The organism is Micromonospora sp. bgisy143 (assembly GCF_057708145.1).
Map to the genome: position 1 here is coordinate 1 of NZ_JBYIRN010000028.1, position 20,137 is coordinate 20,137.

Genomic DNA, 20,137 nt, shown 5'->3' on the forward strand with positions numbered 1-20,137 from the left:
GGCCTGTTTCTTAAGGGCGGTCGAGCCGGGCCCGCCGCAGGCCGGCCAGTTCTTATGAAACAGGCCCTAGACGAGCGAGTCGCGCCACTGCTGGTGCAGGACCGCGTACCGGCCGCCGGACGCGGCGAGCACGTCCGGCGGGCCGTCCTCGACGACCCGGCCGCCGTCGAGGACCAGCACCCGGTCGGCCGTCTCCACGGTGGAGAGACGGTGGGCGATCACCAGTGCCGTCCGGTCCCGCAGGATGGTGCCGAGCGCGCGCTGCACCAGCCGTTCCGTCGGCACGTCCAGCGACGACGTCGCCTCGTCGAGGATCAGCACGGTCGGGTCGGCGAGGAACGCCCGGGCGAACGCGACCAGTTGTCGCTGGCCGGCGGAGAGCCGGCCGCCGCGCCGGTGCACCTGGGTGGCGTACCCGTCGGGCAACGCGGCGATGAACTCGTGCGCGCCGATCGCCTGGGCGGCGGCCCGCACCTCGGCGTCGTCGGCGCCCGGCCGGCCGAACCGGATGTTCTCTGCCACGGTGCCGCTGAACAGGTGGTTCTCCTGCGTCACCAGCACCACGGCGCGGCGCAGGTCGGCGTCGCACACCGTGCGCAGGTCGATCCCGTCCAGCAGCACCGTGCCGGCGTCCGGGTCGTGGAACCGGGCCACCAGCTTGGCGATCGTCGATTTTCCCGCGCCGGTCGGCCCGATCAGCGCGACCGTCTGCCCGGCCGGCACCTCCAGGTCGAGCCGGGCGAGGATGGGGGTGTTCGCGCGGTAGCCGAACGAGACGCCCCGGAAGGTCAGCTCGCCGCGACCGGGGCCGCGGGGCAGCGGCACCGGCCGGGCCGGCTCGGCGACGCCGGGCCGCTCGTCGAGCACCCCGGCCAGCTTCTCCAGTGCCGCCGTCGCCGACTGCAACGAGTTGTAGAACTGGCTCAGCTCCTGCATCGGCTCGAAGAAGCGCCGCAGGTAGAGCAGGAACGCGGCGAGCACACCGACCTCGGTCCGCCCGCCGAGCACCCGCCACCCGCCGTAGCAGAGCACGATCGCGACCGTGAGGTTGCCGATCAACTTGATCGCCGGCGAGTACGTGGCGATCAGCCGGAAGGCGTGCAGGCTCGCCCGCCGGTAGTCGTCCCCGAGCGTCACGAAGATCCGTTGGTTGCGGGGTTCCCGACGGAACGTCTGCACCGCCCGGATGCCCCGCATCGACTCGACGAAGTGCACGATCACCAGCGCGACGGCCTCCCTGGTCCGTCGGTAGGCGGTGGCCGACGCCCGGGCGAACCAGCGGGAGAGCCAGAACAGCAAGGGGAACGCGAACAGCGTCACCGCGGCCAGCGGCAGGTCCAGCCAGAGCAGGATGGCGGCCACCGACAGGATCGACAGCGCGGCCAGCACCAGACTGTCGATCCCCCCGTCGACCAGTTCGGCGATGCTGTCCAGGTCGCTGGTGAGGCGGGACACCATCCGGCCCGATGTGTACCGCTCGTGGAAGCCCACCGACAGGCGCAGGAAGTGCCCGAACACCCGCTGCCGCAGGTCCAACAGGACGGCCTGGCCGATGCGGGCGGAGAGGGTGAGGAAGCCACGCCGGGCCGCGTACTCCGTCCCTGCGGCGACGGCGAACGCGCCGGCCACCGCGACCAGCGGGGTGGCGTTCCCGGCGCGCAGCGGGGCGATGGCCCGGTCGATGCCGACCATGACCAGGTACGGGCCGGCCATCGCGGCGGCGTTCTGCGCGAGCAGCAGCCCCACGGCGGCGGCGAGTCGCCCCCGGTGCGGGCGCAGCAGATCGGCCAGCAGGGCCCGACTGTGCCGGCGTAGCCGGGCGACGGCTTCCGGGGTGTTCTCCTCGGCCCGGCTCCGGTCGGCCTCCGGGTCGGTGGCCGTGCCCCGCCAGCGGGCCAGCTCCGGCTCCCCGTCGGGAGGCGGATCGCCCTGCTGCGGGGACGTCACGAGCGCACCAGCCCCCAGCCGTCCGAGGTGGACGCGCCCGGCCCGGCCGGCCCGACCCGCCCCGGCTCGGTTCCGCCCGCGCGGACGGCGGCCGGCCGTGCGGGCGGTTCGGTGGCGACCGGCTGCGGTGGTGGTCCGGCGGAGCCCGGTCGCGCGGGTGATTCGGCGGTTCCGCCCGGGCCCGGTCGCGTGGGCGGGTCGGCGGCTCCCGCCAGGTCCGGCCGCGCGGGTGGTTCGGCGGCGAGCAACGCCCGGTAGGCGGGCACCGTGGCGAGCAGTTCCGAGTGCCGGCCGACCGCGGCGATCCGTCCACCGTCGAGCAGGGCGACGCGGTCGGCCAGCGCGATCGTCGACGGCCGGTGCACCACCAGGAGCGCGGTGCTGGCCCGCAGCACCTGTCGCAGCGCCGCCTCCACCAGCGCCTCGGTGTGCACGTCGAGGGCGGACAGCGGGTCGTCGAGGACCAGCAGCGCCGGACGACCGAGCACCGCCCGGGCCAGCGCCAACCGCTGCCGCTGGCCGCCGGAGAGCGACAACCCCTGCTCACCCACCCGGGTCGCCAGGCCCCACGGCAGGTCGTACGCGAAATCGGCCTGCGCCAGCGCGAGGGCCGCGCGGACCTCGTCGTCGTCGGCGTCCGGACGGCCCAGGGTGAGGTTCTCCCACACCGACATGGAGAAGAGGGTGGGCTCCTCGAACGCCACCCCGACCAGCCGGCGAAGTGAGGCCAACCGCAGGTCACGCAGATCGTGCCCGTCGAGGGTGATCCGGCCGCCGGTCACCTCGTGCAGTCGGGGCACCAGCGAGAGCAGGGTGCTCTTGCCGCAGCCGGTGGCGCCGACCAGGGCCAGCGTCTCGCCCGGCTCGATGGTCAGGTCGATCTCGTGCAGGACGCCGGTGGCCGCGCCCGGGTAGCGGAAGGCGACCCGCTCGAAGCGGAGTCGACCCTGGACCGCGTCGCGGCTCAGGGTGAGCGCGTCGGGAGCGTCCACGATCTGCGGCGGAGTGTCCAGCACCTCCTGGATCCGGTCGGCGGCGGTGGCCGCCTCCTGACCGTTGGCGATGATCCAGCCCAGCGACTGCACCGGCCAGATGAGCATCAGTTGGAGGCTGGCGAACGCCACCAGCTCGCCGAGGGTGAGTACGCCCCGCGCGGCGGCGGCCGCCCCGGCCACCAGCACCACGCCCAGGGTCAGGTTGGGTACCAGGTCGAGCAGCGCCGCCGTGTTCGCCAGCAGCCGGCCCTTGCCCACGCCGGTGTCGTGTAGCGTCCGGGCCCCGTCGGCGAAGCGGGCGGCCAACTCCGGCCCCCGCCCGTACGCCTTCATGGTGCGCAGGCCCTGCGCGGTCTCCTCGACCAGCGTCGCCACGTCGCCCTGCTGGTCCTGCATCCGCCGGGAAGCGGTGTGGTAGTGCCGGCCGAACCGGCGGGCGATCAGCAGCAGCGGTACGGCGCTGGCCGCGACCAGCAGGCCGAGCGCCGCGTGCAGGTGGATCAGCAGCAGCACCACCACCACGTAGGTGGTCAGGTTGAGCACCAGGAAGAAGACACCGAAGGACAGAAACCGGCGGATCACCGACAGGTCGCTGGTGATCCGCGAGAGCAACTGGCCGGACTGCCAGCGGTCGTGGAAGCTGGCCGGCAGCCGTTGCAGGTGCGCGTAGATGTCGGCGCGCAGCGCCGCCTCCATGCCCACCGCCGAGGACGACTGCACCCACCGGCGGATGAAGATGAGCACCGCCTCGACCACGCCGAGCAGCAGCGCGAGAGCACCGAGCTGGAGCAGGCCGGCGGGCTCGTGGCGGGCCACCGGCCCGTCCACCACGCGCTGCACCACCAGGGGTACGGCGATCCCGGCGGCCGTGCCGGCCAGCCCCGCGACCAGCAGCCAGGCGAATTCGGCGGCGTACGGGCGCAGGTAGCGGCGCAACCGCCAGAGGTTGTGCACGGGGTGGCGGCCCGCGGCGACCGGGGCGGCCCGGTCGCCGTCGCTCTCCACAGGCACTACCCGACGGTAGCGTCATTGGGTGCCCGTGTAGTTGTCAGCTTGCCGTCAACCGCCGCTCATGACCGAGAAGCCACTTCTTCACGTCAAGTCCCCAGCGGTAGCCACCGAGGGTCCCGTCGGTACGCAGCACCCGGTGGCAGGGCACGAAGAGCGCCGCGGCGTTCCGCGCGCAGGCGGCGGCCGCGGCCCGTACCGCGGGTGGCCGACCGGCCAGCGCCGCGTACCCGGTGTAGGTGACCGGTGCGCCCGGCGGCACGTCCCGCAGCACCTGCCAGGCGTGCGCCATGAACTCGCCGCCGGTGTGCTGCCGTACCGGCACCGAGTCGATGGCGGCGAGGTCCCCGTCCAGGTAGAACCGGACGGCGTCGGTGGTCGGCCCGAGGTCGGCGCGTTGCCGTACCGGGGCCCGCAGACTGGGGTGGATCAGTGCCGGCAGTGCCTCCGGGTCGGGGGTGAAGCCGGCCGCCAGGACCTGCCCGTCGCGGTCGGCGAGGATACTCAGCGGACCGGTCGGGGTGGTCAGGACGGTGCTGTCGATGCTCATGCCGCTCTCCAGAGTCTGATCGTGGCGTAGGACCGCCAGGGGCGCCACCGTTCGGCGTGCGCGTCGAGGGTCGTGTCGGGTAGGCCGAGCGCCGCCGCGCCCCGGCGGATCGCGAGGTCGGTGTCGAGCAGGACGTCCGGGTCGCCGAGGGCGCGCAGGGCGAGGTAGTCGGCGGTCCACGGACCGATCCCGGGCAGCGCGAGCAGCCCTCGCCTGGTCTCCTGACGGTCACCTCCCGGCGCGAGGTCCACGGTGCCGTCCACCACGGCACGGGCCAGCCCGCGAATGGTCTCCCGCCGCCGCACCGGCATCCCGAACCCCGCATCCGGAATTCCCAAAACCTCCTCCGCGGTGAGGAACCCCCGCAGGTCATCCCGTTGATCATGAAGTTGTTGTCGCGACACGCCGTCGTCGGTGGCAACAACTTCATGATCAACGCGGGTGGCCAGGAGGCGGGTCAGGGTGGTTCTCGCGGAGCGGACCGAGACCTGTTGGCCCACGATCGCGCGGACGGCCATCTCGAAACCGTCGACCGCGCGGGGGACGCGGATGCCGGGCTCGGCGGCCACCGCCGGGGCCAGGGCCGGGTCCGCCGCCAGCGTGGCGTCGACCGCCTCCGGGTCCGCGTCGAGGTCGAGCAGGCGTCGGCAGCGGGCCACCGCCGGCGCCAGGTCGCGCAGGTCGGTCAGGCGCAGCGCCGCCGCCACGTACCCGTCCGCCGGGGTCAGGGCCACCTGGCCGGGGCCGTGCGGCAACCGCAACCCCCGCCGGTACGTCCCGTCGCGTACCTCCTCCACTCCGGGCAGCGCGCGCACCGCGAGGAAGTCCAGCAGCGCGTGGGCGTGCAGCGGCGGACGGTACGCCAGCCGGAGCGTGATCGTCCCCGCCCCGACCGCCGCCGGCTGTCGGCTGCGAGCGGTCCGCAGCTCCGAGGGGGCGCTCGCGTACACCTCGCGGACCGTGTCGTTGAACTGCCGCACGCTGCCGAAGCCGGCGGCGAACGCGATCTCGGCCATCCCCAGGCCGGTGGTCTCGATCAGGATCCGGGCGGTCTGCGCCCGCTGCGCCCGGGCCAACGCGAGCGGCCCGGCCCCCATCTCGGCGCGCAGCATCCGGTGCAGGTGCCGTTCGGTGTAGCCCAGCCGGGCGGCCAGCCCCGGTACGCCGTCCCGGTCGACCACCCCGTCGGCGATCAGCCGCATCGCCCGGCCCACCACGTCGGCACGGACGTCCCACTGCGGCGAGCCGGGCGCGGCGTCCGGCCGGCAGCGGCGGCAGGCACGCAACCCGGCGCCCTGCGCGGCGGCGGCCGACGGAAAGAACCGGACGTTCTGCCGCTTCGGGGTGACCGCCGGGCAGGACGGCCGGCAGTAGATCCCGGTCGACGTCACGCCGGTGTAGAACCAGCCGTCGAACCGCTGGTCGCGACTGTCCACCGCCCGATAGCACCGCTCGAAGTCCATCTCCACGCCACCGATGATGCCCCGCTGCTCACGCCGTCGGCTGGCGGAAATCAGACCTGACTCTGCCCACCCCGCGCTCCCACCGAGAACGTCCCCCGCCGAGGGCGTTCCCCCGGTGATCAAGAGATTGGCGTCACGACACGCCGCGCTTGGTGACGCGAACCTCTTGATCACGGCGGGAGAGCGCAGGGGTGGGGGTTTTCCGCCCGGAAGTGTCGGTCGTCCCGGGTAACGTCTCGCCACCAACTCAAGAAGGGGGGCGGCGATGGCGAGCGTTGCGGGTTGGGTGGCGGCGTCGACACAAGGCACGATTCCGCCGCTGCCCCGCGCCGTGGTGCAGGCCTTCTACCGCCGGATGCGCGCGGTGGCGCCGGCCGCCGTCGGCGCCATCGAGCGGGACCGGTCCGCCGACGAGACGGAGCCGTTCGCCGGCACCGCCTGCGGCCGGCTGGTCCGGTCGCTCGACGACGCGGGTCTGCGGGCGCTCGGCATGTGGACGCACCACTGGTGCATGCGTTTCTACGACGATGACACGACCGTCGGCCGGCGGCTGATCGGGGAGATCGCGGCCCGGCCCGGCCTCGGCTGGACGGCCGACGAGGTGCGCTGGATGCTGCGCGAATCGATCTTCGCCGGCCCGACGGCGGCGGACCGCTTCACCCTGCCGCGTGCCGCGTCCGCGCAACTGCCCGCGACGGAGCGGCCGTTCGACGACCTGCCCGCCGCCGATGCCGAGCCGCCCGCCGAGGGCTCGGCGGCGCGCCGCCGGTCCGCTCCGCAGGCGACTCCTTCGGGCGCGTCGAGCGCCACCACCGACCCGCCCGGCGCGCGGCCCGGCCTCGTTCCCCGCCAACGCCGCGCCGGCTGAGCGGTTCGGGTCGACACCGCTCCGGCGGGCCGATGATCGACTACGGCAGGATGGACACCAGACATTCCGACGGAAGGATCTCCCATGGCCGCCAGCGAACCGACCATCCTCGCCACCAGCATGGGCTTCTTCCGGGGTGACCGAGGGCCGTCCGACCTGCGCCCAGGCCCGATCTTCGAGTTGGCCGCCGAGCTGGCCGAGGCCGGCCCGCAGCCACGGATCTGCTATCTCGGGCAGGCCGTCGGTGACCAGCCGACCTCGTTCACCGCCGTCTACGGTGCGTTCGCCGACACGCGGTTCCGCCTGTCGCACCTGGCGCTGTTCCCGATGCCGAACGTGGACGACGTCCGCGCCCACCTGCTCGCGCAGGACGTGATCTGGGTCGGCGGCGGCAGCGTCGCCAACCTCGTCGCGGTCTGGCGGGTACACGGGCTGGACGAGATCCTGCACGAGTGCTGGCAGGCCGGCGTGGTGTTGGCCGGCGTCTCCGCCGGATCGATCTGCTGGCACCTGGGTGGCGCCACCGACAGTTTCGGACCCCGGCTGCGGGGCTACACCGAGGCGTTGGGTTGGCTGCCGTACGGCAATGGCGTGCACTACGACAGCGAGGGCCAGCGCCGGCCGCTGATGCACGAGCTGGTCGGCGACGGGACGCTGCCGACCAGCCACTGCACCGACGACGGCGTCGGCCTGGTCTACCGGGGGACCCGGCTGGTCGAGGCGGTCGCCGACCGCGAGGGGGTCTCGGCGTACGAGGTGAGTCGCGGCGCCGACGGCACCGTTCGGGAGACGGTCATCGCGCCCCGCCTGCTCGGCTGAGCGCGGGTCAGACCCGGTCCTCGAACGCGGCGCACACGGTCGCCCGGGCCTGCGGTCCGTCGATGGCGCGCAGCAGCTCCCGGGCCAGGGCGATCTGGTGGCTCTCGTCGATCGTCTTGTCCATCGGGGTCAGCTCCACCCGCCACCGGAAGTAGAGGTAGTCGTCCTCGTCGGTGGCGGCCAACCGTGGGTCGGCGTCCTCGTTGGCGTTGATCTCCAGCAGGTTGCCGCGGACGTCGACCGAGTCGCGGCGGTAGGGCACCGCGTCGGGCAGCCGGGTGCGGATCAGGTCCAGCAGATCCGCCGCCGTCAGCGGGCCGTCGACCATGATGAGGAACTGCAACGTCGTCTGCACGTCTGCCACCTTGCCAGATGCGGAACCGCTCAATCGAGCGGGAGGAACGGGCCGTTGTCGAACTTGCCGCCCCGGCGTAGCACCGAGAACTGCACCTTGTGCGGTACGTGGGTGTCCATCAGTTCCCGGCGCAGGTGGGTGAAGTCGGTGCCCAGGTCGAAGCTGGCGAGCTGACCGTTCTCGTTGATCCGGCGCAGCATGGTCTTGCGCAGTCGGGTGCCGTCCGGTGCCCGGGACAGGGAACGCTCGGCCAGGTCGAAGAAGGTCTTGTCGTCGACGATGAGCGCCACGTCGATGTCGGAGTCCGGACGGGCCGTGCCGCGTACCCGACTGCCGTGGGCCACCAGGTCGCCGTCCGGGAGGCCCGCCTGCCGCTGGGTCTGCCGGGCGCCCCGGGCGAACCGGGTCCACTGCCGCTCGGTGAAGCCCTGCGGGATTCGCCGGGCGGCCCGGGTGGCCGCCGCCTCGGCGGTCTCGCCCGCCACGTCGTCGGCCCGCCGCATCATGCTGCGGGCGGCCTGCGCCACGATGCCCCGGGCCGCCGTGGTGGCACCGTCGGGCAGGTCCCGCCGCCGCCCGGTCACGTCGGATCGCCCGACCGTCGGCGACGCAGTACGGCGTCGAAGACCTGCGCCAACTCGGCGGCGTCCTCGCCGGCGTGGTGGGTGTGCGGTACGTCGTGCAGACCCAGCTCGTGCTTGATCTTGCCCTTGCGGGTCTGGACCCACTCGCTGCCGGTGAGCCCCATCCAGTAGCTGCGCAGGTCGACGCCGGAACCGGTGGCGCCGAACGGGCTGTGGCCCACGAACCGGACGAAGTACCAGTGCACGAACATGCCGTCCCACACCGCGGGGGCGGCGAGGAAGACCGGCCGGCCGATCCGACGTAGCCCGTTGACCCAGGCGGCCGCCGCCGACATCGCGTCCGCCGCGCTGGGCGCCTCACGGAGCAGGCGCTCCCGATCCAGACCCGACACGGCGAGCGCCGCCGGAACGAACTCGTCGGAGATGGGCCGCAGTTCGGTGTAGAACGTCAGATCGGGACGACCGGCCACGGCCATGCCCAGCGAGATCATGCTGTACGGCCCGGGGATCGGCCCGTCCGCCTCGACGTCGACACCGATGTACAGCTCGGGCAGGGGAGCGCTCATCCCAGCACCACGCCGATCGCCTGGTCGATGAGCATGTTGAGCACGATGTCGGTGAGCTTCTTGAAGACGGGGATCTCCAACAGGGAGGCGCCGAACGTCGGTGCGGCCGTCGCGAGCGCCTGGATGATCTGCACCAGCAGGATGACCAGCTGCACGATCACGTTGATCTTCAGGGCGAGGACGATCAGCGCGCACACGAAGAGCGTCGCCGCCACCATCTGTGCGCCGGTGCCGCCGTCGCGCAGCACCGACATCGCCGAGCCGCCGGCCTCCCAGCGTTCCTGGAACGCGGTCAACGCGTCGCCCTGGTTGCCGGCCAGCACCCGCTGCGCGGCCGCCGTGCCCTCGGCCGCCGCGTTGTGCAACGAGTCGGCCATCTGCATCCACATCTGGCCCAGCTCGAACAACTTCGTCTCGTCCGACTTGGGCCAGGTGTAGCCCAGCTCATTGAGCAGGCCGGCGAGTTCGCCGGGAAGCATGATGCCCATCGATCCGCCTACCAGCTCATCGTCGTGAACTGGGCGTCGTTGTCCTGCTCGACCACGTCGTACTGGTCGGCCATCAGCGTCAACCCGTCGCCGAAGCCGCGCAGCCCGTCGATGACCGACCCGAGGCACTCCGCCGCGATCTCCTCGGCCACCTGGTACGACATGCCGATCAGACCACCCACGTCGTCGTCGCCGAAGATGTCACCCATCGAGGCCGCCTGCGCGCGCAGCGCCTCCCACTGCGCGGCGATCTGGTCGGCCACCTCGTTCAGGTGGCCTCCACCCTGACGTAGTGCGGGTGGGTGCACCTGGAGGTCGTCGTGCATGCCGTCACCTCGCTGCCTGCTGGATGCGCCGCACCGCGTCGGTGAGCGCATCGGTCATCGCCGCCATGCTGCGCACCGACTCGTTCTGCAACTCGTCGAGCTGCTGGCCCAGGGCCGCCGGATCCACGTCGGGCGCCTCGGCCGCCGTGCCGGCCTGGAGCCGCAGGTCGTCTAGTGCCGCGTTGACCGCCAGGGTGATCTGCTCGCCGAGCATCTCGGCACCCATCCGCAGTGCGCGCGGGTCCACCGTCACCGACTCGACACGCTGGCCGACCGCCACGACCTCCACCTGCCCGCCGGCAGCGGATCCGGTGCCCCGGGCCGGCTCGACGCCCAACTCGTCGTCAGGGGCCGGACCGGTCGACCGCATCGACGCCAACGCCCGCCGCGTCTGCTGGAACAGTCGGTCGAATTCCGTCACCTGATCCACAACGCCCCCTAACGCCGCACGCGACATCGAGAGGGTAGCAACGGGATTCCAGCGTCGGGACCCGCCGAGGCGCGACCGGTGACAGCGCCCGGCCCGGCCGAATCGGAGCCGGCTGGACCGGCCTGGCCGGCAACCGCGTAAGCTGGCCCGTCGTGAGTCTCACCATCGGCATCGTCGGCCTGCCCAACGTCGGCAAGAGCACGCTGTTCAACGCGTTGACCAAGAACGACGTGCTGGCGGCGAACTACCCGTTCGCCACCATCGAGCCCAACGTCGGTGTGGTCGGGCTGCCCGACGACCGGCTGGACAAGCTGGCCGAGATCTTCTCCTCGCAGAAGGTGCTGCCCGCTCCGGTGTCGTTCGTCGACATCGCCGGCCTGGTGCGCGGCGCGTCGAAGGGGCAGGGGCGGGGCAACGCCTTCCTGGCCAACATCCGTGACGCCTCCGCGATCTGCCAGGTGGTCCGGGCCTTCTCCGACCCGAACGTGGTGCACGTCGACGGCAAGGTCTCGCCGGCCGACGACATCGAGACGATCAACACCGAGCTGATCCTCGCCGACCTGCAGACCCTGGACAAGGCGCTGCCCCGGTTGGAGAAGGAGGCCAAGCTCCGCAAGGACCGGGCCGCCGCGGTCGCCGCCGCGAAGGCCGCGATCGAGGTGCTCGACGGCGGCACCACCCTCTACTCCGGGGCCGCCGCCGCGAAGATCGAGCTTGAGCATCTGCGCGAGCTGCACCTGCTCACCACCAAGCCGTTCCTGTACGTCTTCAACGTCGACGAGGCCGAGCTGGCCAACGAGGCGTTCCTCGACGAACTGCGTGCCCTGGTCGCCCCCGCCGAGGCCGTCTTCATGGACGCCAAGATCGAATCCGAGCTGGTGGACCTGCCCGAGGACGAGGCCCGCGAGCTGCTGGAGTCGATCGGCCAGAACGAGCCCGGCCTCAACCAGCTCGTCCGCGTCGGTTTCCGTACGCTCGGACTCCAGACGTACCTCACGGCCGGCCCCAAGGAGGCGCGGGCCTGGACCGTCCCGATCGGCGCGACCGCGCCGGAGGCCGCGGGTGTCATCCACAGCGACTTCCAGCGCGGCTTCATCAAGGCCGAGGTGGTCTCCTACGGCGACCTGGTCGAGGCCGGATCGATGGCGGCGGCCAAGGCGGCGGGCAAGGTCCGCATCGAGGGCAAGGAGTACGTCATGCAGGACGGCGACGTCGTGGAGTTCCGCTTCAACGTCTGAACGCGGTCTGTTTCCGCAGGTGTGACGGTGGCGTAGGTCGTCTGCCGTCCGGCAGGCTGAGCCGGACCACGGACGAGCGGCCGACGAACCGATACGTCAAGTGTCCGTGCGGGAGAATCGGCTGATGCGTTTCATGCGCGGCTGGTGGGGCTGTGACCTGGGCTCCCACCGCCAGGTCGCGGAACTGGACGACGACACGTACGGCAGCCTTCCGCTGCTGCCAGCCCACATCTTCGATGGCCGGTTCGGCTGGTTGACTCCACAGGCGGCCGGCGCGGACGCGCAGTACATGGAGGCCAACCCGGTTCCGACGGCGGGTCTCGCTCGGATCGACCGGCGGTTGGCCCGGGACGGCCTGGCGCTACCGAGCTCGTTCGTCACGTTCATGGGCAGCGAGACGCTGCAACGGGCAGTGCCCCATGTCGCGACGTGCTGGGAGATGTCGCCGACGCCCGTCCCCAGCCCGGTGGAGAAGCACGCCTACCTGGTGCGCTTCATGCATGACGTGCAGAGCTGTGCCTACTGGTACCTGTATCTGGGCTCGGATGGAAGCAGCCCGGTTGTCGCCAGCATCAATCTGTACGAGCCCACGGAGAGCGAAGAGGACGAGGATATGAGCACGGCAGACTTCCTCGACCAGACGGTGTGGCTGGCGCCGGACTTCGAGCACTTCGTGTATCGGTACTGGATCGAGAGCGTGGCTTGCTGTCAGGCGGACCAGAGCGGTGTGCGGTGGGACGACCTGCGACCCGAGGTGCGTGAATACCTTGATCACTACCGGCACACGGTGAGGGCGCAGCTCGATGTCTGGCCCTCCGCGTTCCCGGCTGCTGCGCTACGCAACGCCGACGCCATGCCAGGACAGGCGGCCCTGTGGTGAGTGGTCAGCTCTCCGCTTGAACGTCGGAACCTCGGGTCGAGGTTGCGTCCCGTCTCAGTTGAAGGGCAGGTCCGGCGACAGGGACCGGTACCAGAGGCAGGGGACGCAGCAGAGGAGCACCACGAGCGCCACGACGGCGATCAGAGCGATTCCGCTGAGACTGCCGATGGCGAACAGGCTTCTGAGCGCGTTCCTTCCGCGGCCCGCTCCATCGTCGTTTCCGGCCACGACGCTCCCATGATCGGCAGTGCTGGTGGCGACAATGTAGCTGTCGGGCCTTTCTTGCGCGATGGCGTCAGGGGCGTAGCTCTCGCAGTAGTGCGTGGACGCGATCCTTGATGTCGTCGCGGACCTCGCGGACGACGTCGATGGGCTGCCCGGCCGGGTCGGTGAGTTTCCAGTCCTCGTAGCGTTTGCCGGGGAAGACCGGGCAGGCGTCGCCGCAGCCCATGGTGACGATGACGTCGCTGGCTTCGGCGGCGTCCCAGGTGAGTCGGACCGGGCTCTGGTCGGTGATGTCGATGCCGACCTCGCGCATCGCGTCGACGGCGACCGGGTTGATCGTCTCGGCGGGTTCGCTGCCGGCGCTGCGGACCTCGACGGTGTCCCCGGCGAGGTGGCGGAGCCAACCGGCGGCCATCTGCGAGCGGCCGGCGTTGTGCACGCAGACGAACAGGACGCTGGGCTTGTCGCTCATCGGGTTTCCGGCTCCTGGGCGAGGTGGGGTACGAGGACATCGTCGGCGGCGCCTTTGGCGTGGGGATACCACGCGGCGAGTGCGGCGACGCCGACCAGGCCGCCGACGAGCTGGGCGGCCACGAAGCCGGGCACCGAGGTGGGGGCGATGCCGGCGAAGGTGTCGGTGAAGGCCCGGCCGATGGTGACGGCGGGGTTCGCGAACGACGTGGACGAGGTGAACCAGTAGGCCGCACCGATGTAGGCGCCGACTGCGGCGGGCGCGCTGGCCGTCCGGCCGCTGCGGGCGAGGGCGAAGACCAGGACGACCAGACCGGCGGTGGCGACGACCTCGGCGAGCCACAGGTTGCCGCCGGCGCGATCGGTGGCTGACCAGGTGGCCGCCGGCAGATCGAACATCAGGTTCGCCAGCACGGCTCCGGCGATCGCGCCGGTGATCTGCGCGACGGTGTAGGCGGCGAGGTCGGTGCCGGTCAGGCCGGTGCCGGCGCGACGGCCGAGCCACCAGTCCACGGCCGAGACGACGGGGTTGAGGTGCGCACCGGACACCGGTCCGAAGATCAGGATCAGCGCGCCCAGCGCGAACGCGGTGGCGACCGCGTTCTCCAGTAGTTGGAGCCCGACGTCGCCGGGGGAGAGGCGAGCCGCAGCGATCCCGGAGCCGACGACGGCGGCGACCAGGAGGGCCGTGCCGGCGAATTCGGCGGAGGCGCGGCGGGCGAGGGTGCGGCTCACGCGGTGGCAGGAGCGGTCGTGGCCGGCAGGTCGAGCAGTACGCCGAGCTGACGGAACGCCTCGGGCCTGACCGTGTACCACACCCAGGTGCCACGACGGTCGGCGTCGACGAGGCCGGCTTCCCGCAGCACCTTGAGGTGATGGGAGATGGTCGGTCCGGACAGGTCGAACGCCGGGGTCAGGTCGCACACGCAGATCTCCGGCACCGAGGCGATCATCGACATCAAGCGCAGTCGGACCGGGTCGCCGAGGGCCTTGAACATCGGCGCGACCACCGCCGCCTGCTCGGCGTCCATCGGGCGGACCGCGAGCGGCGCGCAGCAGGCTACCGCTTGCAGATCTACGACCGGCAGATTCTGTTTCGACACTCGTCTAGCTTGACAGGCATCGAATCAGGGTGCAACGGTGGGGTTGCTTCGAAATCCATCTAGACAGCAGTTCACCCCCAGGAGGTGCCCCATGTCCCGTGTCCAGCTCGCGCTGCGCGTCTCCGACCTCGACGGCTCGGTCGCGTTCTACTCGAAGCTGTTCGGCGTCGACCCGGCCAAGCGTCGGCCCGGCTACGCCAACTTCGCCGTCGAGAACCCGCCGCTGAAGCTCGTCCTCATCGAGGGCGAAGCCGACCAGCCCACCGCGCTGGACCACCTGGGCGTCGAGGTGTTCAGCACCGACGAGGTCACCGCCGCCACCAAGCGCCTCACCGACTCCGGCCTGATCACGTTGGAGGAGAACAACACCGAGTGCTGCTACGCCCTGCAGGACAAGGTCTGGGTACGCGGCCCGGGTGCCGAGCGTTGGGAGGTCTACACCGTGAAGGCCGACGCCGACACGCTCAGCAAGGCACCCGAAGCGGAGCCGGTGGTCAGCGGAGCCGGTTCACGCTGCTGCTGACGGCAGATCCGCTGGATGTCGGGGTGTCCGGCCGGGCTGGGGCACCCCGACGTCCAGGAACCGAGGGATGATGTGGACACCGGCAGCAGAGGAACGGTGGCATCGGTGGTGCTCAGCTCGTCGTTCGGTTCGGCGGCGTCCGCGTACGCCCGACATCGCCCCGACTACGCGCAGGCTGCGGCGCGGTGGGCGCTGGAGTGCGCGCCCGGCCCGCGAGTCCTCGACCTCGGCGCCGGTACCGGCAAGCTGTCCGCCACGCTTGTCGCGCTCGGCGTCGACGTCGTGGCGGTGGAACCTGACGCGGCGATGCTCGCCGAGTTGGGCCGCGCGCTTCCGACCGTGCGGGCGCTCCCGGGCAGCGCGGAGGCGATTCCGCTGCCGGACGCGTCCGTCGACGCGGTGCTGGCCGGCAACGCCCTGCACTGGTTCGACATGGCCGTCGCCGGGCCGGAGATCGCCCGGGTTTTGACCCCGAGTGGCGTCCTGGCCGGCCTGTGGAACGTTCTGGACGACCGGGTCGACTGGATCGCCGCACTCGAAGCGGTCAGCGGGAGCGCGGCCATCGGCCCGCGTGACACATTGCGCAGTTGGCGCGCGGCGACGGCGAACCTGCTCGATCCGAGCAGCGGGGTCGCCGCCCGGTTCGGTGCGCCCGAGCAGGCCGAGTTTCCCCACGGGCAGCGCCGGAGCGCCGACTCGCTGGTCGCGACGCTCGCCACCCGGGCCGGGTTGCTGGTCATGCCGGAGCCGGACCGGAGCGCCACGCTGGACCGGATCCGCGAGTTCCTGGCCGGGCGGCCCGAGACCGCCGAGGGCGACTTCACCCTGCCGATGCTGACCGGCGTCCTGCGCGCTCGCCGACTCTGACGGTCGTCCTCCGGGATCGGTCAGCCTCAAGGTGGGCCTTGGTGGCGGCCAGCGCGCGACTGCTCGGCCCAGGCGCCCAACCCTTTACCGCTCGGTGAAGTGGAACCGAAGGCCACCCGGGTACGACGGGATCGCCAAAGGCAACCAAAGGTTGCGCGACTGGTGTCATCGTCGTACGGTTGTGCAACTAAAGGTTGCGGGTTGAAAGGGGAGCTCAGGTGGTGGACATTCTGCATCAGGTCGGCGTCGTCGCCCCACTCGGCGACGTCTACCGAGCGGTGGCGACTCCCGAGGGCGTCGCGGGCTGGTGGTCGGTCGACACGACCGAGAAAGACGAGGGCGGCGTGCAGATGGCCGTCCGGTTCGGCGCCGACGACGGGTTCGATCTGGAGATCCTTGAGCGGGACCCGGCCGGGCGTGTGCGGTGGCGGGTCGTCGGTGGGCCCGACGAGTGGATCGGCACCGAGGTCAACTGGCGCTTCGACCAACGTGGGAAGTACACGATCGTAGATTTCACGCACGTGGGTTGGCGCGAGTCGACCGAACTCATGCGCGAGTGCAGCACCAAGTGGGCGATCTTCCTGATGAGTCTCAAGGAGCTGATGGAGACAGGGCGTGGGCGGCCGGCGCCGGACGACGTCCAGATTGGTGACGGGCACTGACCGCAAGGGCGGCGGAACCTCCCGTCCCGCCGCGGCTGAACCAGGGGCGAAGGTGAAAGCGCGAGCGCGGCTGCATCTCAGTCAGGGCCTCAGTCGGATTGCTTGAATGGTTCGTCTGCTCATGGCGGCGTCTCTTTGCGACGGAGGAGGGTGATCGACTCGGGTTCCGTGGAGTCGGGGTGTCGTCGTGCGATGACACCCGATTGTCCGAAACCCGAGTCGACCAGACCGCTACTGCACCCGGTAGACGGAGATATGTGACGGGCTCTCCGCCGTGAACGGCCGCCGGTCCCAGTCGGCGTACCGCTCGGTGAGCGCAAGGCCCGCCTGCCGTGCCATCTCGTCGATCTGGTGCGGCCAGGCGTAGCGCATGGCGAACGGCTTCAGGTGCACACCGTCGTTGTCGAAGGTGATGGTCTGCCGGATGAAGCGCTGCGCCGGCCGGTCGTACCGGTGCACCCGGATCGTCACGGAGTCCTCGGTCACCTCACGGACCTGTACCTGCTCGTCCGCGTCGAAGCTGCTCGGGTCGGGAACGAACGTCTCGATGACGAACGCCCCGCCGGGCGACAACACCCGGGCGACGTTGCGGAACAGGTCCGCCTGCCGCTCGGCATCCACCAGGTTGAACAGCGTGTTGAAGACCAGGTACGCCAGGCGGAACGGGCCCGGTACGCCCACGTCCGCCATATCACCGACGACCGTGGGGATCTGGTCGCCACCGGGCTTGGCCCGCATCAGCGCCAGCATCTCCTCGGACGCCTCGATGCCGTGCACGCTGAGCCCGCGGTCGGCCAGGGGCAGGGCGACCCGGCCGGTGCCGATCGCCAGTTCCAGGACCGGACCACCGTCGGCCAGGTCGGCCAGGAAGTCCACGGCCGGAGCCGGGTCGGGGTTGCCGGGGCTGTCGTATCCGGCGGCCCACAGCCGGCCGAAGAGGCCGGGATCGTCGAAGACCGACATCAGCGGCCTCCGGGGTGGGTGTCAGTGGCGCATGACTTTCTGCTCACGAAGCCTCGTTTCGTCGAGTCTGATGACGTTCGATCGGGGGGACTTCGTCGTTTCGGGCATGGCGCTGCTCCCTTCGCGTGGCTGTGCACCGAGGACACCAGAGACGCCGGAAGCCCGGCAAGGCATTTACGCCCGCCGGGCTCCCGGTCACGCGGAGGGTCAGGAGATGTGGTGCAGGATCACGTTGTGGACGTGGTGGCTCTTCTGCGCGCCGCGGAACTCCACCTCGTAGGTGTGCGTGCCGACGTGGATCGCGATCGCGCCGGTGGAGAAGAACGACCCACCCCAGGACTTGTTGCTGACCACGCTCACGCTGGTGATCTTCGAGTACGGGATGCTGGTGATCGCGTACCGCTTACCGACGAAGGAGCGGTCCTGGATGATCACGCGTCGGTCGGTCAGCCCGATGAACCCGGTGCCGGTGCCGACGGCGTCGTAGACGGCGATGATCTGCTCGCCGTCGAGTAGCCCGCTCTCGATCTGCTGGACCTGCTCCTTGCGGTCGTACGCGATGTTCGCCATACGATCCAGGCTAGAAAACCGGTGCCACCGCGCCGGCGTCGGCGGCGGCGCGGACGAACTCGCGTACCCGGTTCGTGGTGTTACTGGGCAGCCAGACCGGCCCGCGCTCGATGGGTGGCGCGTCGTGGATGGGCACGTAGGACACGTCGGAGCGCGGGTAGTAACGCCGCGTGTGTTCCCCCACCGGCAGTACGCCCCGGCCCAGTGCCACCAGGGACAACATCTCGGAGAAGGTGTTCCCGGTGGGCCCCTTCGGAACCGGTCGGCCGGACGGGGTGCGGTCCGGCGTGCGGTCCCGCTTGAACTCTGCCGACGTGACCGTCGGGTACTGCACCACCGGGTGGTCGGCGAGCACCTCCAGCGACACCGACGGTTCCCGCGTGAGCGGGTGACCCGCGGCCACCGCCAGTGCCCGGCCTTCGGAGAGCAGCGCCGGGCCGGTGGCCATTCCGTCGAAGGGGTACGAGGCGATGAGCACGTCCGTGGAACCGTCGAGCAGCCCGGCGCGGCTGTTGGACAACTGTGCCTCGTGCACCTCCACCCGGCAGTCGGGGTGCCGCTCGGTGAACAGGGCCACCGCCCGGAGCAGCACCGGCGCGGTCCACTCGCCGAGGAACGCCACCCGTAGCGTCCCGGTGACGCCCCGGCCGGCGTCGACAGCGCGCCGGAGAGCGTCGTTCATGCCGGCGACCAGCGGGGTCAGATCGTCGGCGAGTTGCCGGCCGATCGGGGTGAGCCGGACGACCCGACTGGTCCGCGCGAACAGCGGCGCCCCGACCTGGCGTTCCAACTTCTTGATCACGTGGCTGACCCGGCCGGTGCTGACCCTCAGCCGCTCGGCGGTGCGGCCGAAGTGCAACTCCTCGGCCAGGGTCAGGAACGTCTCGACCTCGTACCGCTCCAGCACCCCGCCCCCATCGTTGACCGACAGGCAACGATCGTAGCGAGATCACGTCTTGGTCCGGTTCTTCGGTCAGGGAATCGTGGGGTGCACACGAACACCGCTCGACCGAGAGGCACCGAGATGAGCATCGACGGTTACCTGGCCGGCCTGGCCGACCCAATGCGCGAGATCGGGGACAAGCTGACGCCCGTCATCGCGGACGCCCTGCCCGGGGCGACGGGGGCGATGTGGCACGGACACCCGGTCTGGGGTCTGGGCGACCGGCCCGGCCAGCGCCCGATCTGCCTGATCAAGGCCTACGGGTCCTACGTCACCTTCGGGCTGTGGCGGGGCCAGGAGATCGCGGACCCGTCCGGCCGGCTGGCGCCCGCCGCACGGGCGATGGCGACCGTGAAGCTGCGCGACGTCGCCGAAATCGACCCGGCCCTGTTCACGGGTTGGCTGAGCGCGGCGGCCGCGCTGGAGGAGGCGTGAACGCGGTGCGGGTGACCGGCTTCGACCACCTGGTGCTGACCGTCGCCGATGTGGAACGGTCCCTGGACTTCTACTGCGGTCGGCTCGGCCTGGCGCCGGTACGGGTCGACGAGTGGCGCGCCGGGTCCGCACCGTTCCCGTCGGTGCGGATCAGCCCCGACAGCATCATCGACCTCGTCCGAGGCGAGGCGCAGGGTACGAACGTCGACCACTTCTGCCTGGTGGTGGCACCGTTGGACTGGGCGCAGGTGGTCGAGTCCGGAGTCTTCACCGTGCTGACCGGGCCGGTCAGCCGGTTCGGCGCGCGCGGGTCGGCGACCTCGATTTACGTGCGGGACCCGGACGGCAACGTGGTGGAGTTGCGGTGGTATCCGCAGGACGCGGAGGGAGGCCCGGAAACGGCGGTCAGGACTCGGTGACCGCCCGGTACGCGTCCTCGATGCGGGCGGCCAACAGGACCTCGCCCTCGGTCAGCGGCTCACCGTTGCCGTGCCCGACGCGGATCAGCGTGCTGTCGGACCGGCGGCTGATCTCGGGGCGTAGGTGCAGGGCGTCCGCGACGACCTTGACCCGTTCAGTCAGCGCCGCGTGTTGGGTATCGTCGATCACCAGCGTGCGCCGGATCTGTTCACCGTCGCGCGTCCAACCAGATAGCAAGGTCAACGCGTCGGAAAGGTAGTCGTGTTTGGCTCGGCTGCTGAACAGCACGCGCATCACCGCACCCCCCAAGCGCCGTTGCCGGCTTGTGGCCAAATCGTCGCCATCCCGTGTCTTTGTCGGTGCCCTCTAGTCTGTCGTCGCTCAGTGGGGGTGTCCACGCCCACACTTCCGTGTTCTATTGGCCTAGCGGACGGTGTC

General features: G+C 71.1%; 25 protein-coding genes and 2 pseudogenes. 9 read left to right on the top strand and 18 right to left on the bottom strand.

All coding sequences use genetic code 11. The features are described from left to right. Positions 1–66: 66 nt before the first annotated feature. The 4 genes and pseudogenes from AC3EN4_RS25930 to AC3EN4_RS25945 all read right to left on the bottom strand — a co-directional run bounded on the left by AC3EN4_RS25930 (position 67) and on the right by AC3EN4_RS25945 (position 5,969). On the bottom strand, positions 67–1,947 hold the full coding sequence (locus AC3EN4_RS25930) for an ABC transporter ATP-binding protein (RefSeq protein ID WP_435208514.1): 1,881 nt from the start codon (positions 1,945–1,947) through the stop codon (positions 67–69). A gap of 158 nt (positions 1,948–2,105) precedes the next feature. Next, positions 2,106–3,953 (bottom strand): annotated as a pseudogene (locus tag AC3EN4_RS25935) (ABC transporter ATP-binding protein); the annotation flags it as partial. Between the two features lie 37 nt (positions 3,954–3,990). Continuing rightward, complete coding sequence (locus tag AC3EN4_RS25940; RefSeq protein ID WP_435208516.1) at positions 3,991–4,500, bottom strand: methylated-DNA--[protein]-cysteine S-methyltransferase; 510 nt, start codon at positions 4,498–4,500, stop codon at positions 3,991–3,993. Continuing rightward, positions 4,497–5,969 carry a DNA-3-methyladenine glycosylase 2 family protein gene (locus tag AC3EN4_RS25945; RefSeq protein ID WP_435208518.1) on the bottom strand — a complete coding sequence of 491 codons (1,473 nt, stop codon included), beginning with the start codon at positions 5,967–5,969 and terminating at the stop codon, positions 4,497–4,499. The genes AC3EN4_RS25940 and AC3EN4_RS25945 overlap by 4 nt, the downstream gene beginning before the upstream one ends. A gap of 259 nt (positions 5,970–6,228) precedes the next feature. Between AC3EN4_RS25945 and AC3EN4_RS25950 the strand changes: the two are divergent. Together AC3EN4_RS25950 and AC3EN4_RS25955 are read left to right on the top strand one after the other, a co-directional pair. Continuing rightward, a pseudogene (locus tag AC3EN4_RS25950) lies at positions 6,229–6,654 on the top strand (hypothetical protein); the annotation flags it as partial. A gap of 261 nt (positions 6,655–6,915) precedes the next feature. Next, entirely contained in the window at positions 6,916–7,650 is a 735-nt protein-coding gene (locus AC3EN4_RS25955; protein ID WP_435208520.1) for a Type 1 glutamine amidotransferase-like domain-containing protein, read from the top strand. A gap of 7 nt (positions 7,651–7,657) precedes the next feature. Here AC3EN4_RS25955 and AC3EN4_RS25960 read toward each other — a convergent pair whose 3' ends face one another. Genes AC3EN4_RS25960 through AC3EN4_RS25985 form a run of 6 tightly spaced genes read right to left on the bottom strand, consistent with a single transcriptional unit; the run spans position 7,658 to position 10,390 of the window. Next, a complete protein-coding gene (locus tag AC3EN4_RS25960) occupies positions 7,658–8,005 on the bottom strand; it encodes a hypothetical protein (protein WP_435208522.1) in 348 nt (115 codons plus the stop codon). A 29-nt stretch (positions 8,006–8,034) separates the two neighbouring features. Further along, the gene (locus AC3EN4_RS25965) at positions 8,035–8,589 is read right to left on the bottom strand and encodes a nucleotidyltransferase domain-containing protein (protein WP_435208524.1); all 555 of its coding nucleotides are present in this window, start codon (positions 8,587–8,589) and stop codon (positions 8,035–8,037) included. After that, positions 8,586–9,155 (bottom strand): exonuclease, encoded by a 570-nt coding sequence (locus tag AC3EN4_RS25970; RefSeq protein WP_435208526.1) that lies wholly within the window; start codon positions 9,153–9,155, stop codon positions 8,586–8,588. The genes AC3EN4_RS25965 and AC3EN4_RS25970 overlap by 4 nt, the downstream gene beginning before the upstream one ends. After that, a complete protein-coding gene (locus AC3EN4_RS25975; protein ID WP_435208528.1) occupies positions 9,152–9,643 on the bottom strand; it encodes a WXG100-like domain-containing protein in 492 nt (163 codons plus the stop codon). Before AC3EN4_RS25975 ends, AC3EN4_RS25970 begins: the two co-directional genes overlap by 4 nt. Positions 9,644–9,651: 8 nt before the next feature. Beyond that, positions 9,652–9,969 carry a WXG100 family type VII secretion target gene (locus AC3EN4_RS25980; protein ID WP_435208530.1) on the bottom strand — a complete coding sequence of 106 codons (318 nt, stop codon included), beginning with the start codon at positions 9,967–9,969 and terminating at the stop codon, positions 9,652–9,654. Positions 9,970–9,973: 4 nt separating this feature from the next. Then, positions 9,974–10,390 carry a YbaB/EbfC family nucleoid-associated protein gene (locus tag AC3EN4_RS25985; protein ID WP_435208532.1) on the bottom strand — a complete coding sequence of 139 codons (417 nt, stop codon included), beginning with the start codon at positions 10,388–10,390 and terminating at the stop codon, positions 9,974–9,976. A 161-nt stretch (positions 10,391–10,551) separates the two neighbouring features. On the opposite strand from AC3EN4_RS25985, the gene ychF reads away from it, so the two are divergent. Both ychF and AC3EN4_RS25995 read left to right on the top strand, forming a co-directional pair. Beyond that, positions 10,552–11,637, top strand: a complete 1,086-nt coding sequence (ychF, locus tag AC3EN4_RS25990) for a redox-regulated ATPase YchF (RefSeq protein WP_435208534.1) — start codon at positions 10,552–10,554, stop codon at positions 11,635–11,637. Between the two features lie 124 nt (positions 11,638–11,761). Further along, positions 11,762–12,517: a hypothetical protein gene (locus tag AC3EN4_RS25995; RefSeq protein ID WP_435208536.1), complete on the top strand. Its 756-nt coding sequence runs from the start codon at positions 11,762–11,764 to the stop codon at positions 12,515–12,517. Between the two features lie 54 nt (positions 12,518–12,571). Here the strand turns inward: AC3EN4_RS25995 and AC3EN4_RS26000 are convergent, their stop codons facing one another. From AC3EN4_RS26000 to AC3EN4_RS26015, 4 genes are all read right to left on the bottom strand, one after another. Then, on the bottom strand, positions 12,572–12,745 hold the full coding sequence (locus AC3EN4_RS26000; protein WP_435208538.1) for a hypothetical protein: 174 nt from the start codon (positions 12,743–12,745) through the stop codon (positions 12,572–12,574). A gap of 67 nt (positions 12,746–12,812) precedes the next feature. Further along, positions 12,813–13,214, bottom strand: a complete 402-nt coding sequence (locus AC3EN4_RS26005) for an arsenate reductase ArsC (RefSeq protein ID WP_435208540.1) — start codon at positions 13,212–13,214, stop codon at positions 12,813–12,815. Next, positions 13,211–13,948, bottom strand: a complete 738-nt coding sequence (locus AC3EN4_RS26010) for an aquaporin (protein WP_435208542.1) — start codon at positions 13,946–13,948, stop codon at positions 13,211–13,213. Before AC3EN4_RS26010 ends, AC3EN4_RS26005 begins: the two co-directional genes overlap by 4 nt. Then, positions 13,945–14,316 carry an ArsR/SmtB family transcription factor gene (locus AC3EN4_RS26015; RefSeq protein ID WP_435208544.1) on the bottom strand — a complete coding sequence of 124 codons (372 nt, stop codon included), beginning with the start codon at positions 14,314–14,316 and terminating at the stop codon, positions 13,945–13,947. The genes AC3EN4_RS26010 and AC3EN4_RS26015 overlap by 4 nt, the downstream gene beginning before the upstream one ends. Positions 14,317–14,407: 91 nt before the next feature. Here AC3EN4_RS26015 and AC3EN4_RS26020 point away from each other — a divergent pair, with 91 nt between their 5' ends. From AC3EN4_RS26020 to AC3EN4_RS26030, 3 genes are all read left to right on the top strand, one after another. Beyond that, positions 14,408–14,839 carry an ArsI/CadI family heavy metal resistance metalloenzyme gene (locus tag AC3EN4_RS26020; RefSeq protein ID WP_435208546.1) on the top strand — a complete coding sequence of 144 codons (432 nt, stop codon included), beginning with the start codon at positions 14,408–14,410 and terminating at the stop codon, positions 14,837–14,839. Between the two features lie 105 nt (positions 14,840–14,944). Next, positions 14,945–15,706 carry a class I SAM-dependent methyltransferase gene (locus tag AC3EN4_RS26025; protein WP_435208548.1) on the top strand — a complete coding sequence of 254 codons (762 nt, stop codon included), beginning with the start codon at positions 14,945–14,947 and terminating at the stop codon, positions 15,704–15,706. 221 nt (positions 15,707–15,927) lie between these two features. Beyond that, the gene (locus AC3EN4_RS26030) at positions 15,928–16,368 is read left to right on the top strand and encodes an SRPBCC family protein (protein WP_435208550.1); all 441 of its coding nucleotides are present in this window, start codon (positions 15,928–15,930) and stop codon (positions 16,366–16,368) included. A gap of 231 nt (positions 16,369–16,599) precedes the next feature. Here the strand turns inward: AC3EN4_RS26030 and AC3EN4_RS26035 are convergent, their stop codons facing one another. From AC3EN4_RS26035 to AC3EN4_RS26045, 3 genes are all read right to left on the bottom strand, one after another. Then, positions 16,600–17,331: a class I SAM-dependent methyltransferase gene (locus AC3EN4_RS26035; protein ID WP_435208552.1), complete on the bottom strand. Its 732-nt coding sequence runs from the start codon at positions 17,329–17,331 to the stop codon at positions 16,600–16,602. A 207-nt stretch (positions 17,332–17,538) separates the two neighbouring features. Continuing rightward, positions 17,539–17,901, bottom strand: a complete 363-nt coding sequence (locus AC3EN4_RS26040) for a PH domain-containing protein (RefSeq protein ID WP_355050625.1) — start codon at positions 17,899–17,901, stop codon at positions 17,539–17,541. A 10-nt stretch (positions 17,902–17,911) separates the two neighbouring features. Continuing rightward, the gene (locus tag AC3EN4_RS26045; protein ID WP_435208555.1) at positions 17,912–18,808 is read right to left on the bottom strand and encodes a LysR family transcriptional regulator; all 897 of its coding nucleotides are present in this window, start codon (positions 18,806–18,808) and stop codon (positions 17,912–17,914) included. Positions 18,809–18,925: 117 nt separating this feature from the next. Between AC3EN4_RS26045 and AC3EN4_RS26050 the strand changes: the two genes are divergently transcribed. Together AC3EN4_RS26050 and AC3EN4_RS26055 are read left to right on the top strand one after the other, a co-directional pair. After that, entirely contained in the window at positions 18,926–19,279 is a 354-nt protein-coding gene (locus tag AC3EN4_RS26050) for a DUF1801 domain-containing protein (RefSeq protein ID WP_435208557.1), read from the top strand. Further along, the gene (locus tag AC3EN4_RS26055) at positions 19,276–19,698 is read left to right on the top strand and encodes a VOC family protein (RefSeq protein ID WP_435208559.1); all 423 of its coding nucleotides are present in this window, start codon (positions 19,276–19,278) and stop codon (positions 19,696–19,698) included. The genes AC3EN4_RS26050 and AC3EN4_RS26055 overlap by 4 nt, the downstream gene beginning before the upstream one ends. On the opposite strand, the gene AC3EN4_RS26060 is transcribed toward AC3EN4_RS26055, so the two are convergent. After that, positions 19,685–19,993, bottom strand: a complete 309-nt coding sequence (locus tag AC3EN4_RS26060; RefSeq protein WP_355050624.1) for a 4a-hydroxytetrahydrobiopterin dehydratase — start codon at positions 19,991–19,993, stop codon at positions 19,685–19,687. The genes AC3EN4_RS26055 and AC3EN4_RS26060 overlap by 14 nt on opposite strands. Positions 19,994–20,137 lie beyond the last annotated feature (144 nt).

Bases quoted from the DNA above. Each gene is read 5' to 3' on its own strand.
- AC3EN4_RS25940 (WP_435208516.1), bottom strand. From the start codon at position 4,500: ATGAGCATCGACAGCACCGTCCTGACCACCCCGACCGGTCCGCTGAGT.
- AC3EN4_RS25955 (WP_435208520.1), top strand. From the start codon at position 6,916: ATGGCCGCCAGCGAACCGACCATCCTCGCCACCAGCATGGGCTTCTTC.
- AC3EN4_RS25970 (WP_435208526.1), bottom strand. From the start codon at position 9,155: ATGAGCGCTCCCCTGCCCGAGCTGTACATCGGTGTCGACGTCGAGGCG.
- AC3EN4_RS25975 (WP_435208528.1), bottom strand. From the start codon at position 9,643: ATGGGCATCATGCTTCCCGGCGAACTCGCCGGCCTGCTCAATGAGCTG.
- AC3EN4_RS25980 (WP_435208530.1), bottom strand. From the start codon at position 9,969: ATGCACGACGACCTCCAGGTGCACCCACCCGCACTACGTCAGGGTGGA.
- AC3EN4_RS25995 (WP_435208536.1), top strand. From the start codon at position 11,762: ATGCGTTTCATGCGCGGCTGGTGGGGCTGTGACCTGGGCTCCCACCGC.
- AC3EN4_RS26005 (WP_435208540.1), bottom strand. From the start codon at position 13,214: ATGAGCGACAAGCCCAGCGTCCTGTTCGTCTGCGTGCACAACGCCGGC.
- AC3EN4_RS26020 (WP_435208546.1), top strand. From the start codon at position 14,408: ATGTCCCGTGTCCAGCTCGCGCTGCGCGTCTCCGACCTCGACGGCTCG.
- AC3EN4_RS26035 (WP_435208552.1), bottom strand. From the start codon at position 17,331: ATGTCGGTCTTCGACGATCCCGGCCTCTTCGGCCGGCTGTGGGCCGCC.
- AC3EN4_RS26040 (WP_355050625.1), bottom strand. From the start codon at position 17,901: ATGGCGAACATCGCGTACGACCGCAAGGAGCAGGTCCAGCAGATCGAG.
- AC3EN4_RS26050 (WP_435208557.1), top strand. From the start codon at position 18,926: ATGAGCATCGACGGTTACCTGGCCGGCCTGGCCGACCCAATGCGCGAG.
- AC3EN4_RS26060 (WP_355050624.1), bottom strand. From the start codon at position 19,993: ATGCGCGTGCTGTTCAGCAGCCGAGCCAAACACGACTACCTTTCCGAC.